This window comes from Candidatus Bathyarchaeota archaeon, assembly GCA_026014735.1.
Classification (GTDB): domain Archaea; phylum Thermoproteota; class Bathyarchaeia; order Bathyarchaeales; family Bathycorpusculaceae; genus Bathycorpusculum.
Genome location: JAOZHT010000001.1, coordinates 468,959 through 482,785 on the forward strand (window position 1 = coordinate 468,959; position 13,827 = coordinate 482,785).

Annotated in this window: 15 protein-coding genes; 9 read left to right on the forward strand and 6 right to left on the reverse strand. The window is 51.3% G+C overall.

Going from position 1 to position 13,827, the window contains the following annotated elements; genetic code table 11:
- Nucleotides 1-33: 33 nt before the first annotated feature.
- Together NWE93_02395 and NWE93_02400 are read left to right on the forward strand one after the other, a co-directional pair.
- On the forward strand, nt 34-1,020 hold the full coding sequence (locus NWE93_02395) for an FxLYD domain-containing protein (GenBank protein ID MCW3999071.1): 987 nt from the start codon (nt 34-36) through the stop codon (nt 1,018-1,020).
- Between the two features lie 72 nt (nt 1,021-1,092).
- Entirely contained in the window at nt 1,093-1,935 is an 843-nt protein-coding gene (locus NWE93_02400; GenBank protein ID MCW3999072.1) for a hypothetical protein, read from the forward strand.
- Here NWE93_02400 and NWE93_02405 read toward each other — a convergent pair.
- A complete protein-coding gene (locus tag NWE93_02405) occupies nt 1,932-2,393 on the reverse strand; it encodes a hypothetical protein (protein ID MCW3999073.1) in 462 nt (153 codons plus the stop codon). The genes NWE93_02400 and NWE93_02405 overlap by 4 nt on opposite strands.
- 117 nt (nt 2,394-2,510) lie before the next feature.
- On the opposite strand from NWE93_02405, the gene NWE93_02410 reads away from it, so the two are divergent.
- On the forward strand, nt 2,511-2,735 hold the full coding sequence (locus NWE93_02410) for a hypothetical protein (protein ID MCW3999074.1): 225 nt from the start codon (nt 2,511-2,513) through the stop codon (nt 2,733-2,735).
- Here the strand turns inward: NWE93_02410 and NWE93_02415 are convergent.
- Nucleotides 2,725-3,066, reverse strand: coding sequence for a winged helix-turn-helix domain-containing protein (locus tag NWE93_02415; GenBank protein MCW3999075.1), 342 nt, complete (start codon nt 3,064-3,066; stop codon nt 2,725-2,727). The genes NWE93_02410 and NWE93_02415 overlap by 11 nt on opposite strands.
- A 158-nt stretch (nt 3,067-3,224) precedes the next feature.
- Between NWE93_02415 and NWE93_02420 the strand changes: the two genes are divergently transcribed.
- A complete protein-coding gene (locus NWE93_02420) occupies nt 3,225-3,632 on the forward strand; it encodes a ribonuclease HI family protein (protein MCW3999076.1) in 408 nt (135 codons plus the stop codon).
- 1 nt (nt 3,633) lies between these two features.
- Here the strand turns inward: NWE93_02420 and NWE93_02425 are convergent, their stop codons facing one another.
- Nucleotides 3,634-4,071: a hypothetical protein gene (locus NWE93_02425; protein ID MCW3999077.1), complete on the reverse strand. Its 438-nt coding sequence runs from the start codon at nt 4,069-4,071 to the stop codon at nt 3,634-3,636.
- A gap of 300 nt (nt 4,072-4,371) precedes the next feature.
- On the opposite strand from NWE93_02425, the gene NWE93_02430 reads away from it, so the two are divergent.
- Nucleotides 4,372-5,496, forward strand: a complete 1,125-nt coding sequence (locus NWE93_02430) for a flippase-like domain-containing protein (GenBank protein MCW3999078.1) — start codon at nt 4,372-4,374, stop codon at nt 5,494-5,496.
- On the opposite strand, the gene NWE93_02435 is transcribed toward NWE93_02430, so the two are convergent.
- Both NWE93_02435 and NWE93_02440 read right to left on the reverse strand, forming a co-directional pair.
- Complete coding sequence (locus tag NWE93_02435; GenBank protein ID MCW3999079.1) at nt 5,493-7,982, reverse strand: hypothetical protein; 2,490 nt, start codon at nt 7,980-7,982, stop codon at nt 5,493-5,495. The genes NWE93_02430 and NWE93_02435 overlap by 4 nt on opposite strands.
- Before the next feature lie 53 nt (nt 7,983-8,035).
- The gene (locus tag NWE93_02440) at nt 8,036-8,701 is read right to left on the reverse strand and encodes a glycosyltransferase (GenBank protein ID MCW3999080.1); all 666 of its coding nucleotides are present in this window, start codon (nt 8,699-8,701) and stop codon (nt 8,036-8,038) included.
- Between the two features lie 189 nt (nt 8,702-8,890).
- On the opposite strand from NWE93_02440, the gene tuf reads away from it, so the two are divergent.
- Both tuf and NWE93_02450 read left to right on the forward strand, forming a co-directional pair.
- A complete protein-coding gene (gene tuf, locus NWE93_02445; GenBank protein ID MCW3999081.1) occupies nt 8,891-10,195 on the forward strand; it encodes a translation elongation factor EF-1 subunit alpha in 1,305 nt (434 codons plus the stop codon).
- Between the two features lie 131 nt (nt 10,196-10,326).
- Nucleotides 10,327-10,479, forward strand: a complete 153-nt coding sequence (locus tag NWE93_02450) for a hypothetical protein (GenBank protein MCW3999082.1) — start codon at nt 10,327-10,329, stop codon at nt 10,477-10,479.
- Nucleotides 10,480-10,482: 3 nt separating this feature from the next.
- On the opposite strand, the gene NWE93_02455 is transcribed toward NWE93_02450, so the two are convergent.
- The gene (locus NWE93_02455; protein ID MCW3999083.1) at nt 10,483-11,832 is read right to left on the reverse strand and encodes a hypothetical protein; all 1,350 of its coding nucleotides are present in this window, start codon (nt 11,830-11,832) and stop codon (nt 10,483-10,485) included.
- Nucleotides 11,833-11,984: 152 nt separating this feature from the next.
- Here NWE93_02455 and NWE93_02460 point away from each other — a divergent pair, with 152 nt between their 5' ends.
- On the forward strand, nt 11,985-12,944 hold the full coding sequence (locus NWE93_02460; protein ID MCW3999084.1) for a hypothetical protein: 960 nt from the start codon (nt 11,985-11,987) through the stop codon (nt 12,942-12,944).
- 148 nt (nt 12,945-13,092) lie between these two features.
- A complete protein-coding gene (locus NWE93_02465; protein MCW3999085.1) occupies nt 13,093-13,824 on the forward strand; it encodes a hypothetical protein in 732 nt (243 codons plus the stop codon).
- Nucleotides 13,825-13,827: the final 3 nt, after the last annotated feature.

Genomic DNA, 13,827 nt, shown 5'->3' on the forward strand with positions numbered 1-13,827 from the left:
CATCTAAAACAACCGCAACGGGGTATCCAAGCAATGAAAAAACTAACCGCATGTTTACTTGTCTTTTTTGTAGCCGCATCTTTGAGTATAACGCTGGTTCCAAATGGTGCCAGCCAAGCCAGCACTGTTAAAATCGTCAGTTACAGCTATTACGTAGACACTCTGGGCTACCTTGATGTCGTCGGCGAAATCCAGAACAATGGACCAAACACCCTTGACCAAGTAGTAGTCTCGGGTACAGTAACCACCACCGACGGCCAAGAACTCACCTCATCAATCAAGGCTTGGGGCTTCCAACTCAAACCCGGCCAGAAAGCACCCTTCTATCTGGAGTTCCACTCACAGGGCAGCACCGATGGAACCTTCACTGGAACCGTCGCGGATGTGTCCCTCTCGATAAGCGAGGCACCTGCAACCGCCAAGTATCAGTACCCAGACATAACCATAACCAGCCATCACCCAACCCTGACCGCGGTAGGCGAATACTTCGCTGATTGCCAGATTAAAAACACCGGCAGCCAAACCGCGACAAGCGTTATCGTTTCAGCCACCTTCTATAACTCCACCGGCCAAGTTGTGGCGGTAGGCTACTCCAACCAAACAGACCTTGCACCCGGCGCCACCGCTTTCCTTCGCGCGGGCGCATTTGACCTCAACCAAACCTCTGTACCCTCGGGCCAAAAAATCGACAGCTACAGCTTACGTCTCCAGCTAAGTGCTCCCCTGCTGGAGGGCTCCGCACCCGTAGATGTTCCTACCCCCACCCCCGGTCCCGCCGTCGTCGAGACACCTGGTCCAGACTCGGGTTCATCGGGCCCAGATAACAACAACGGCGGAGGCGACTCAACAGGCGTTATCGGCATCGACCAGAGCACGAATTTAGCAATCGGAATTGTGGTTGTCGTGGTTGTGGTGGTGGCTGCACTGCTGCTTCTTACACGGCGACGCAAACCCAAACCCGCCGCTACCCTGCCTGCTGCCAAATCAGCCGGCGGCAAAGCAAAAAGGAAACATAAGTAGCCATCGGTAGCTAAGAAAGTGGCAGTGGACTGTGCCACCCTTTAAATATTTCTTTATCCCACTGGTTTGATTATGAGCAATCGAACACCAAGAAGCCGAGCAGGCGCCAGCAAACATCCAACAAGCACCCGCCAGAAGAAAACCAAGGCCAAGAAGACACGGCAAGGCGCCAAGTACCTGCGTGAGGAAACACCGCAGGCTTCCCCACAGGAGGTCTCGCAGCGTGCCCTAGGCGGCATCACCCGATTAGGAAGCCAAATATTTGCGCTATCCCCTTTCAGCCAGTACTATGATGATTGGCTAATTAACCTGCGCCAGGTCGTAGGCGAATTTGAAAGCACCCCCGCCATAAAAGTTGATGAAACTTTCCAGAAAGCGCGGGAGCAGATTTTCCTTGACGTTGAAGCTGCCCTTGCGGAACAGCGAATTGCGGAGTCTCACTTATCTGAGGAAGCCAAAGCCTTAGCGGATAACAACCACAAAATCGCGGAGGCAGACAAAGAATACGCTGAGCAAACCCGCGACTTAAGCAACAAACGCAACAGCGACATACAGCGCCTAAGCAACAAAGTCCGCATGTTAGAAGACGATTTAGCAGCGCAGGAAGGCGTCAAACTGGGCTTTTTCAAATTCAAAGAGAAACGCTTAGCCGCAGAGAAACTCGCCAAAACAAACCAGGACCTTTCAGCTGCCAAAAACGAGCTTGAAGTCATCACATCGAATTTCAAAGCTGAGCAAGATAAACTCCATGACAACTACGAGAAGCACAAGCAGGAACTCTTCGAAACCTCCGACCGTCTCCACAAGGAACTCGAAAAACTCGAAACCGACTCCTCCGCCCAACCGCGACAAACCGCATGCAACGCACTCACCCAAGCCATAAACGCCCTCCTCCAGCGGTGCCCCCCAAGCTAAAATTGCCCTTTTCTTTTTTTATTCCAAAACTTCAGGTTCATCGGTGGTGGCTTCTTAAGGTATTTTCCACGCACATTCGCCGTGAAAAGGTAAGTTACCGCCAGGAGGCTGTAGGCTATCTCCGCAAACGCCGGTGCATATGGAATCCCCGGGATCGTCGGTAAACCAAGCACCCTTAAAGAGTCAGCGGCAAAGACAAACAAGCAAACCGCAACGGTTCCAGCCCACCCCCATCTTTTGATCTGCCAAAACCAAACCGCAAACAGCAGTGTCAGCAAACCATAGACCAGCGTGTAGACGTCATAGGCGGCGGTGGCGGGGAGCTTGGAGAAGTCCTCGGAGGCTAAAAGCAGCGCCCCTGCCCCAACGTGGATGACGCCAATGGATGCTTGGGCAGCTGTTAAGGCAGCGATGCCTAGGCTTCTGCCCTTAAATGTCGGTGGCGAAGGTTTGCTCATTTCTTTCCCATGTTGATTAGGGCGGGGCGGATTTAGCGTTTTGGTTTGTAGTGGCATAATTGGCGGCAACGCGATAAATTTACTAACCCCTGCTATCCAATACTTACCGATGATAGTATGACCTGTTATTTCCGCCACTTATACGGTGTCTTCGCCAAAGCTGGCATAGAAGTCACCAAAGAAAACAAGCGTGAACTCAACAGAACCATAAAGTCCATAGTGGGTGAGGGGGACTGCCCGCTTGTCTGGCGCCAACTAAAACAGCGCTTAGCCCAAGATGAAGAAGGCTTTGTTTTGGAGCTAAAAAACGCCTGGCAAAACCGCTCCGCCGCTATGACGTAAAGGCTTCAAGTAAATCGTTTAGCTGAGCGAATAACTCAAGGAAGCGGTAGCCCTTCTCGCTGGTAACATATTTGTTCTGTGCCTTTAGCAGCAGCCCCTGAGTGGTTAAGTTGTCCATGTGGTTTTTCAGCTGAGAATAGTTAAGGTTGGTGTTGTACATTATGCTGGTTTTGGTTTTCTGTTGCTCACAGAACAGCAATATCTCCGCGATTATGTCCAGTTTGCCCCGTCTTGACCCTTTAAGGATGCTTCTTTCTCCTTCATGACGTAGCAGCGCAAACTGGAGTTCATGCGAATTAAGCTTAACCATTCCAGGGGGGTTAATTGACAAAAAAGTTTCTTCCTTTTCGTTTTTTAGTAGGTTTAATTGGCTCTTAAACGAATGTGATTGTATACGCGCAGCAACAACCAACCTAGCCGCCGCTTGAAGATTAACTGTTTAAATAAATGGTGTAGGATAGACAGGTAAGTGATGCAATGGCAAAATTGATGATTTATACCGATGGCGGCGCAAGAGGCAACCCGGGTCCCTCTGCTATAGCGTTTATCGCCACTGACAGCCAGGGCGTAACCCTCCAGTTGGGTTCCCGCTACATCGGCATCCACACCAACAACCAAGCCGAGTACCTGGCGCTTCTCATGGCATTGCAGTACGCCCTCGACGTTAAAGCCACTGAAGTGCTCTGCCACCTAGACAGCGAGCTTGTGGCTAAGCAGCTAAACGGACAATATGCAGTTAAGAATCCCGAGTTACAGAAGCTTAACGTTCAAGTCAAAGCTTTGATGGGTGGCTTTAAAAAAATCGGTTTCGTAAACGTGCCAAGAGAGCATCCGCAGATAGCACGCGCGGACGGCTTAGTCAATAAGGTCCTCGATGAGCAAGCGCGGAAACGTTAGGTTACTCGTAGAATCTGGGTCGAGCCCGTTTACTGTATTCCTCGATGGCTTTGGCTCGCTCCTCTTCCTCTTTATCTTTCTCTTCCGCTTCTTCCTGGGCGGGTTTAGCGATGGTTTTGTCAAAGTCGCCGTCTACGTTACGGTAGCTGCCCTCCAAGGCGGTTATGTAGTTTTTGAAGTCATCTATGGTGCTTTCCGCTTGCCTATGGGAATTATGCACCTGCTCCGAGAGTAGAATTATGAGGTCAAGCATGCTGCGCAGGGTTTGCTTGTCGGCTTCCTCGGCGTGGTCGTAGTAGCGCTGGAATACGCTTAGCAAATCCATGAACATGTCATCTACCTCCTTGTTTTCCCGTTTGTAGAGATTCTGCGAGGTAAGCGACTTTGTTTTCAAATAGAGCATAAGATTCTTTAAAACTGCTGTGTCGGCATGTGCCAAAATTAAGACCCATCTTAGCTATTCGTGCTGGATGAATTATATTTTTTGGTTAAACTGCTGCCTTGTTCTTTTGGCTCCCAGACGCTGCATGCCTTGATGGTCAAAAAACCGCTTAGCTACTTGAATTGTTAGCGCTAATTTGCTTATAAAAATGCTTGGAGTAAATGTGTTATCCTCGCCACTTGATTAATAAGTATCGAAAACCCTGTTTGCATGAATACTGAATGGTAAACTAGAGCAGCAGTACCTTTTGGGCTTAAACCAAAAAGACGCGGTTGACGCGTTGAAGAACAATGCGCTTTGGAAACAAACAGTTCAGCAGCAGAGGTGGGAAAAAGACTGCGTTTAATAGGCGGAAAAACCCTTGCGTTCATGGCTATTGGTTTAGTAGCCTTCTTCCTATACCTGTACTTCTTCGTGGGCTTCGATAGTCTCATCACCCTTTTAAGCAGCCTCAACGTGTACCAGTACTCCCTCTTCTTTGCATTGGCGGTGGCTGCACTCTTCGCCGGTGTAGTGTTTGACTCGCTGATCTGGCATAGCCTGCTAGAATCCCTCTCAGTGAAAGTCAAATTCCGCAAACTGTTGCTCTTCAACTGGATTGGAAACTTTATCGAATTAATTATCCCCAGCGCCACCATAGGCGGAGAACTCGCCCGCATTGCGTTGGCACAGAAAGAAACCAAACATGACACTGGCATCGCCGCCGCCACCGTCATCGGCTCCCGATTAATCAGCACCTTCGTTTACTCGGGCGGGTTGCTGGTGGCGTTTACGCTTCTTTTGATTTCAGGCCAATTGCCCCTATACCTTGTTACCCCCGTAATCTTAGTTATGGCGGGAACCGGCGCTGCCGTAGGCTGCATCTTCCTCATAGCCTTTAGAGACGACGCCGTAGGCAAGCTTGTCTCCGTTGCCATGTGGGTAATAAAGCGGGTAATCAAGGATCCGGCTCGGCAGAAGTCGCTGGAAACCAAAATCAGCGGCGGCTTATCGTCTTTTAGCGGCGTGTTCCGCAGCTTCAAAGACCACCCCCGCCAACTCATCAAACCCGCCCTCTACGCCACGGTGGCATGGCTGTTTAACCTCGTCGTTTACTTGATGGTGTTCTACGCTCTTGACTTCACCGCGATCTCGCTGGTTGATTTGGCGACGGTGTACTGCATAATCACAACGGTGGAAACCCTAACCGCCGGCGTCCCCGTCGGCGCAGTTGAAGTCACCATGGTTAGCCTTTTTGCCCTCTACGGCGTGCCCTTAGTCATCGCGGGCGCCGCAACCACGATTGCGCGGCTGCTGACTTTCTGGGGACAAGTCATCGTCGGTTACCCCCTGGTGCAGTGGATAGGTGCCAAGTCGCTGGTGAAAGGCGGCAAGGCCAACCCGTTATCCATCAAGCCCCAGGTCTCCTCCGGAATCAACTAGACCTGCGCATAAGGGTAGGCGTCAAGTCTTAGGAGCCTTTGGAATTCTGATTCGGATATATCCCTTTTTAGGCTGCATCGGATCGTCTTTGGCTTGTTGGGCAGCAAATCAAAAAAGTTATCTGCAAACATGCCCTCCGCATCCCCGAGGCTTAACATTACCGCTTTGGCAAACAACTCAGAAGCTAACGTGACCGCGAATTCCCCGGGGGCTTTCTTTGCCGATTCAAGCCTAATCTGGCTATTTACAAGCTGCAGGTCTTTGGGTTCAGAAGCGGTTTTTGCGTCTTCAAAGAGGACTCCGCGGTTGCTTTCCAGAGTCGCTATGAAAACCGAGTTGCCCTCAATTGGTAAGCCACTCAAGGGCATCTCCAATACAAGCTGGGAGGTGAAAGTCGGCGCCTTCACAGCTACTTCTTGGCGATGCAGAACCTCCCCGCTTAGAGTCGCCAGCGTAAACTTCAAAGTCGCCGCCAACTCCGATGCCGACTCATTCACCACAAAAACCCGAGCCACCCCATCTTTAACAAGCAGCGGCGCAACAATCGGCTGAAGCATCCGCTTAACCGCGTAGTAGGCGGGCTTGGGGTTTAGGCCGTAGTCGATGAGGCTCCAGCTTATGGCGGGCCAGCAGTCGTTTAGCTGCCAGATGAGGCATCCGCTGGTTTTGGGCATGCGGCTGCGCCAATGCGCCACTGCGGTTTTGAGGGCGTCGGCTTGGTTGAGTTGGCTGTAGAGGACAAACCGCGTGAAATCGTTAGGCACCGGGTAATGTAGCGCAAGCAGCCTCTTCATAAGTTCCAATCCATCCGTCTGTTTTTGATGCGCCAAAAAGCCAGCGGAGTCAACCCGCAAATCAGCATCGCCCAGAGTCTGCTTTAGAAGCCCCAGCGTCGCCGGCGCCTGCCACCCAAACTCAGTTAAAAACCGCCCCCGATCCTCAAGGTAGCTTAGGTAATCCGCGCCTTTGCTCCACACCATCCAGTTGTGGCGTGTTCCCTGTGCTTCGCTGTTGGGGTCTTCTCCGCCTAGGGGGCTGCTGGCTCGGTAGGGCCTTGTGCCGTCCAGCCGGGCAAGAACCCGCGGAATCACCTCCTCAAAAATGGGCAGTCCCATAGGCTTCTCGCGGTCCCTCCAGACTTGATGGTGCTGCCAATGGATTTCGTTGTTGCCGCACCACACCACGATGCAGGGGTGCCCCCGTAGCCGCGTAGCCTCCAGTTCCGCCTCCTCCTCCGCTGCTTTAAGGAACCAATCGGTCTGGGGGTAGGCTGCGCAGGCATACATGAAGTCCTGCCAAACCATTAAGCCCAACTCGTCACATAGACTGTAGAATTCCTCGTCTTCGTAGACTCCGCCGCCCCAAACCCTCAGCATATTCATGTTAGCCTCAGATGCCAAAGTCAACAGGGCGCGGTAACGGTCAGCGGAGACTTTGGGCAGAAATGAATCAGCGGGCACCCAGTTGGCGCCGCGGCAAAACACTTCTCGCCCGTTAACCGCGAAGACGAAGCCTACTCCTTCATCGTCGGACTGCTGGAGCAGCTTTACGCTTCGGATGCCGCATTTTGCCTCTGCCCTATCCAGCAGCTTGCCTTGGGCGGTGATTTCCAGGGTGGCGGTGTATAGGTTTGGTTTGCCGTAGCCTTTGGGCCACCAAAGCTGTGGCTTTGAGATTTCAATTTGGGTTTCTATCAAGCTGTAACCCGCGGGGATGATGGCCGCATGCGTTTTTTCTTGTTTTTGCCCAAAGCCTTCAAACGTAAACTTTGCCTGCAACACGCAATCTTCAACGCAGTAAACTTCCCCAGACAACTTGACCGCTGCCTTCTCCTCTGAGACTTCAAGAGGCAAAACCGCCAAACCCCCCAGCGCTGCCACATCATAGCCCACCAGAGAAGCGCTGCGCCATATCCCCGCCGTCGGCAAAGTCGGAGCCCAATCCCAACCGAACATATACTGAGCTTTGCGGATGTAGGGGCGGCTTGAGCAGTTCTCGGCATGCAGGCAGCCGCATACTGCGCCGTATCGGCGTTCAAGTTCAGCGGCAACCCGGTAGATCGGCTTAAAGCACACCGCCAACACGTTTCGTCCCGGCAAAGCGGCTTCTTTTACGTTGAAGCGCCAGGGCCTAAACATGTTATCTGCTTTGCCCACGGCTACACCGTTAAGCCAGATTGAGGCAGCGGTGTCTAGCCCCTCGAAGACAAGCCAAAGCGCCTCTTTTTCGGCGAGGCCTTGGGGCAACTCAAATTCCCTGCGGTACCACCATTCCCTCTGGCTGACCCACTGTGCCGCTGATTCGTTTTCGTTCTGCAGCGGGTCGGCGATGCATCTGTTAGCCAGCAAATCCGTATGCACTACCCCGGGGACCTCGCCCAAGAGCCAGTCGCCATCCGGGTAGTTTGGCTTGTAGGCTTTTACTTGTTCTCCAGTGTCTTCCAAAAAACCGTTAAATCTCCATTTGCCGTTCAAAGAAAAATCCAAAAGAAGCCTCCACCTAAACATTTGGGCGGCGAGGCAAATATAACTTCAGCGTCTTAGCTGAGAAGGTAAATCCAGAGGCACCTGCATGTCGAGGCGGTTATGCGTAGGTTAGCGCGGAGGCTGCCGCCGATGCGTGGTCGGCTACGGCGCGGCGGAGCCTGATACTTCAATTCGCCTACTTTAAAGCCGCTTTTTTTAGCCGCAACCAACAGTTCACCCCCGAAGGTTTCGCCGCCCCGCAACTTGGCATCCACGATTGCTTCTCGCCTGAAAGCCCGGAAATTTGAGTAGAAATCAGAGACCCCTATTAATCTGCCTAAAGTTGCCGCTGCCCACCGCTCAGAAATTCTTGGCAGAACCCTGCGGGAAGCAACGGCTACGTCGCAGTCAGCGAGTTTTTCCAGCAGCGCCGGTATGGTTTCAGGGGGGTTTTCTAGGTCTGAGTCGATGGTGACTACGATAGGGTACCGGGCGTGTTTGGCAGCCAGCAGCAGCCCCTTGGTTTGTCCCTCGTGTGCTTTTCCGATGGCTACGTCGGCGAGTTGCTTGGCGATTTGGAGGGTTCCATCTGGCGAGCTATCATCCACCACCACGATTTCATGGGGGCGCCCCGCGAGCGTTTGGCGGATTCTGCGGATTAGCTCTGCAATGTTTTCTTGCTCGTTCCATGTGGTGGTGACCACGGATACGCCGTATGGGCTTGCGGTTTTAGGGCTCATCGATAGCCTATATGGCTGGACGTTGGTATTAAGCTCTGTTAGGCTGGGTTGATGCATTTGCTTTTGGCGGGTTTAGAGAATTTTTAGTCATAGCCTGAGGGTTGGTGACACAATAAGCTTTTAATAACTGGAGGACTGATGTGTTAACGAATTTCAAAATTAGGATAAGACTAATAGAAGGAAATGAACATGAGCAAAAGTGATAAACCCCACCTAAACATCATTATCATGGGGCACGTTGACAACGGCAAATCAACAACCACAGGCCACTTACTGTACTTGGCAGGCGTTATCGATCAGCGCACAATCGACGCATTCAAGGAAGAAGCCGAAAAAATGGGCAAAGGCACATTCCACTTCGCGTGGGTTCTCGACAACCTAAAGGAAGAGCGAGAACGCGGTGTCACCATCGATCTTCGATTCCTCCAGTTCCCAACAAAGAAATACAACATGACTGTCATCGATGCACCAGGCCACAGAGACTTTATCAAAAACATGATTACTGGCGCAAGCCAAGCCGACGCAGCTGTCCTCTTCAGTTCAGCTAAGAAAGGCGAGTTCGAGGCAGGCATCGGCGCAGGCGGCCAAACAAGAGAGCATGCATTCCTTGCTTTCACCCAAGGCATCCGCCAACTAATCGTTGCCATCAACAAGATGGATGACAACACCGTTAACTGGAGCCAAGAAAGATATACTGAAATGAAGAACGAAATTACAAGAATGCTCAAAACCATCGGCTACAAGATTGAAGCAATCAACTTCATTCCAGTTTCCGGCTGGACAGGCGACAACTTGATCAAGAAAAGCGACAAGATGCCCTGGTATAACGGTCCAACCTTGATGGAAGGATTCGACCTACTTGAGGTCCCAGCAAAACCAACCAACAAACCACTCCGCGTCCCAATCCAAGACGTTTACACCATCACAGGCATCGGCACAGTTCCAGTTGGCAGAGTCGAAACCGGCATCCTCAAACCAGGACAGAACCTAGTCTTCATGCCATCAAACAAAACCGCTGAAGTCAAATCCATCGAAATGCACCACACCTCTATCCCCTCAGCAGAGCCAGGCGACAACATCGGCATCAGCGTCAGAGGCATCGCAAAGAACGATGTCCACCGCGGAGACGTTGCAGGTCCAGTTGACAACCCGCCAACCGTAGCGAAAGAATTCATCGGACAAATCCTTGTCATCTACCACCCAACAGCCATCGCAGCAGGCTACACACCAGTCCTCCACTACCACACAGGACAGATCGCATGCAGATTCACCGAACTCATCAAGAAAATTGACCCAAGAACTGGTCAAGTATCCGAAGAGCACCCAAGCTTCCTAAAGACAGGCGACGCAGCTCAAGTACGCATGGAACCACTACACCCAATCGCGGTCGAAGCATTCAAGGACTTCCCAGAACTCGGCAGATTCGCAGTCCGAGACATGGGCACAACTGTTGCAGCAGGCGTAATCAAAGAAGTAACCAAGAAGGGTCCATAAGACCCCTTTTCAAATTTTTTTAGTATTTTTTAGTTCTCGTTGACTAGTTATTTTTTCGCTTGTTGTTGCAGCGATGCAGTCACAAGTCCATATATCCGTTGCTGCCGAGTGCCTACATAAGGTGTGGCAGAATGGAATACGTCATCGTTAAAGAAGTGGATTTCCCAAAAAAGCAACTTCAAGGCAAAGAACATGACTCTGATTACCCCTCACTTAAGGATGTGCCGCTTGAAGTTCGGCGCAGGGAAGCCAAAAAACCGCTCTATCTAATCCGCTACGAATAAGCCCTACCTGCAAGCATTGATCACGTTGCTGATTGAGGCAGGCAGCGGATAAGCTGGATCCTCGAAGACGACGTTGACTTTTAAGCCGTAATCTTTGAGTGTTTTCTGCATCGTGTCCCAGATTCGCAGGGTTTGCTCGTCCGCGGGGTAGATGCCCCAGATTTTATCTTGCGCCCAGCGGCTTCCCCACCCATAGTTTGGGGGCAGAACCAATGCGGCGTCGGCGACGATGGAGTTTGGGCTATGTTGTCCCTCTATGATTTCGTTTTTCCAAAACGTATGTAGCGCCTCGAAATGCTCCGTTTGCATGGTGCCGTATTCGCCGCTGTCTTGGCTGTAGTAGTTGAAGATAATCAGGTATTTGGCTCCGCATTGATATGCAGTTTCAAGTTGACCCAGTATTTCTGCGCCGCTGTCTAGATAAGGCGGCGATTGATACTTCCAGGTGATAACCGCTCCCCAATCTTTATGCTGCAGGTCCGCGGCCCCCCGCAGAAAAGCAATCTGCTGATTAACACTCAAATTCCAGCCCAGCTGCCCCAAAACCACGTCGTAGCCGGCTTGGTAATCAAACCAGTAAAGCTGGTAGTCGGAGGTGAACACTTGGGTTTGCTGTTTTAGGTAACTTATTTTGTCCTTGTCTTTATCTTGAAATCTTTGTGCTGTGTCGTCGATGTTTTGGAAGGGGCGACTGCTGTTTAGTTGCTGATAGGTTTGGTAACTGAATCCCTCTTGGGCTGACCTGATTGTTTGGATTGTGCCGTCGGGGTTAAACAGTGCTTCGCTGTTTATGCCAACGCCATCTTTTTGGGGTTCAGAGAGACGTATTGCACCATCAAACTGGTAGTTGATGACTACGCCGTTGGCCTTCTCCACCACAACGTCGCCGTACTTGGTTTTGGTTATGGTGTCGCCAGTGGCTTGGTCAGTATAGGTCACGTAGTCATCGAGCATTTTTCCCCCGGGTTCATCACCATAGTAGACGCCGACTAAGTGGCTACCCCACCGCTCCTTAGCCGCCGCTAGCCACTCCGAAAAGGATTCTTCCACAAAGTTGCCGAAGTAAGGAAGAAAATACATGCCTGCGTCCACCGCGTAATCGCCCAGTTCATTGACGCCCTCAAAGTCCCGCTGCAGCAGACCCGACTGCAAAACAAACAGGTTCGAGTAGTCTTTAACGTGGTCTATAAGCTGTTTGCCCTGCGCCACCGTGTCTCCGCAGTACGCGATTCCAACATATGCAGGCGGCGGCTCAGGCTTAGCGGGGGCTCTGTTTTGTGTGGCTAAGAATCCAGCCAGCGCTACCATAGCTATTATGATTACGCACAGGGCTGTGGTGTATGCTCTTCTCATTACCTACCCCTAGCCAATACTGCCTGCCGTTGAGATAAGATTTTCCCAGTTTCTTGATGTTTTTTGGAAGCGTTGGCTATGCAGACATATGTAAAAATTTATAACAGCCATGTTACCGTTGTATGATAAGAAAACAATTGGCGGTCGAGCGGATGAAAGTTAAACTGTTGGGTCTATTCACAGCCTTATTGATTGTATTATCCGGTTGCGTTACTCTTTCAGGTTCCATGGTGCTTGCCGCCGCTCAAAGCGGCGATGTTGCCTACACGTTGCTATTCGATCCTTTCGGTTCCCCTACCCCTACGCCCTCGCCTACAGCTGAACCAACTGTTACCCCCACACCAACACCCCGACCTGAACCCACTGAGAAACCAACATTGGACATGTACTGTTTAAGCACCGCCTCAGTAAGCAACCTTAAAGTTAACGTAACGGGATCTCTGACCTACAATAACACCGCAATACCCAACGCAAACATCTACCTCGGTTATAGCGCTGACAGCGGGGACACCTGGCAAAACTTTACGTTTGTGCAAACACGCGTTGACGGCTCTTTTGGTGCAGTTTGGATTCCCAACGCAACAGGGAACTATCTGATGTGTGCCTACTGGGAAGGTAACTGGACACTCCATTGGATGAACACCACCGCAGCTCTCGCGTTAGCCCATGATTCGGCAGGTAACGTTTTCTCGGTCACGTCGAACTCAACCGTATCTGGCTTCACCTACAATGAGGATACCCAAACAGTTAGCTTGGCTACGAATGGCACCTCTAGCACGCTGGGTTATCTGCAGGTTTCTATTCCAAAGACTCTGCTAAGCGATGTTGAGACGCTGGAGGTCAACATAGATGGGAAAACAATCGAGTTCACCAGTGTATCCCAAGACGAAACCTGGGTTATCTCATGCCTGTACAGTCAAAGCGCACACACATTCACCATGCAGATACCTTTCAAGCAAGTGTTGTCTGCAAACGAAACACCCTGGATAGCCATTGTCCTCATCATAATCTTAGTGTTAATCGCTCTTGCCGCATTAGTGGTGGTTAGACGTAGACGCAGAACAGCCGCAACCGTCGCAGCTATCCTGAAAGAGAATCGCCCAGTTAACTAACCTCTAAAGGAAAACAACTCAGCAGTTAGGCGCTTACATACAAAAACAAATCACCTAAGCCCCTTTGGGTTGTGCATACGTGCAAACATTTTGAAACGAAAACCACATTAAACCCAGTGCAGTAACCGCAATCAACAGTGTGACGGCTATGTCTGGAAGCGAAACCCTTGTGCCCTTCATCAAAGAAAAGAAACGCGGCGAAGAACCCACCATAATAGTGGATAGCCGCGAAGCAAGCAGCGCCAAAAAAATCGCCGGGGGCCTAGTCGAGCGAGGCGTTGAAGTTAAAACCCAGATGCTCGAGAAAGGCGACTACATCCTGAGCGACCAATGCGCGGTGGAACGCAAAACCGTCAACGACTTCGTTTACACGCTAACGCGGCGTTACCTCTTCGAGCAGCTTTTCCGCCTAAAAGACGTTTACCCCAAATCGCTCATCGTGCTGGAGGGATACTTGCCCATCATCTACAAGTACAGCAGCATCTCCCCAGCGTCAGTGTGGGGCGCCATGTTTAACCTCGCCAAAAACGGCATAGCCATCGTTAACACCGCCAGCCAGAAGGAAACCGTTGATTTCCTCTACACCGCCGCGCGGCAAGAGCAAATCGTGGAGAAACGCAGCGCCGTCGTGCATGCCTTCAAAAAATGCGATACTCTCTCTGATGCGCAGGTTTACTTCGTCGCGAGTTTACCGGCTATTGGACGCGAAAAAGCCACGGCTATTCTGGAGTCCTACCAGACGCCGATGAATGCACTCATCAACGTAGCTGACTGGGAATCCGCGGTGCATGGGCTTGGTCCAGTGATAACTAACCGCGTTAAGGACGTGCTTAACTCGCCCTACTGCCAAAAGGAACCCAAAGAGGAAACAGAACCCTGACCT

Excerpts from the sequence above, each read along its gene's own strand:
- NWE93_02395 (MCW3999071.1), top strand. The coding sequence starts at position 34 with ATGAAAAAACTAACCGCATGTTTACTTGTCTTTTTTGTAGCCGCATCT.
- NWE93_02400 (MCW3999072.1), top strand. The coding sequence starts at position 1,093 with ATGAGCAATCGAACACCAAGAAGCCGAGCAGGCGCCAGCAAACATCCA.
- NWE93_02405 (MCW3999073.1), bottom strand. The coding sequence starts at position 2,393 with ATGAGCAAACCTTCGCCACCGACATTTAAGGGCAGAAGCCTAGGCATC.
- NWE93_02410 (MCW3999074.1), top strand. The coding sequence starts at position 2,511 with ATGACCTGTTATTTCCGCCACTTATACGGTGTCTTCGCCAAAGCTGGC.
- NWE93_02420 (MCW3999076.1), top strand. The coding sequence starts at position 3,225 with ATGATTTATACCGATGGCGGCGCAAGAGGCAACCCGGGTCCCTCTGCT.
- NWE93_02440 (MCW3999080.1), bottom strand. The coding sequence starts at position 8,701 with ATGAGCCCTAAAACCGCAAGCCCATACGGCGTATCCGTGGTCACCACC.
- tuf (MCW3999081.1), top strand. The coding sequence starts at position 8,891 with ATGAGCAAAAGTGATAAACCCCACCTAAACATCATTATCATGGGGCAC.
- NWE93_02450 (MCW3999082.1), top strand. The coding sequence starts at position 10,327 with ATGGAATACGTCATCGTTAAAGAAGTGGATTTCCCAAAAAAGCAACTT.
- NWE93_02455 (MCW3999083.1), bottom strand. The coding sequence starts at position 11,832 with ATGAGAAGAGCATACACCACAGCCCTGTGCGTAATCATAATAGCTATG.
- NWE93_02460 (MCW3999084.1), top strand. The coding sequence starts at position 11,985 with ATGAAAGTTAAACTGTTGGGTCTATTCACAGCCTTATTGATTGTATTA.
- NWE93_02465 (MCW3999085.1), top strand. The coding sequence starts at position 13,093 with ATGTCTGGAAGCGAAACCCTTGTGCCCTTCATCAAAGAAAAGAAACGC.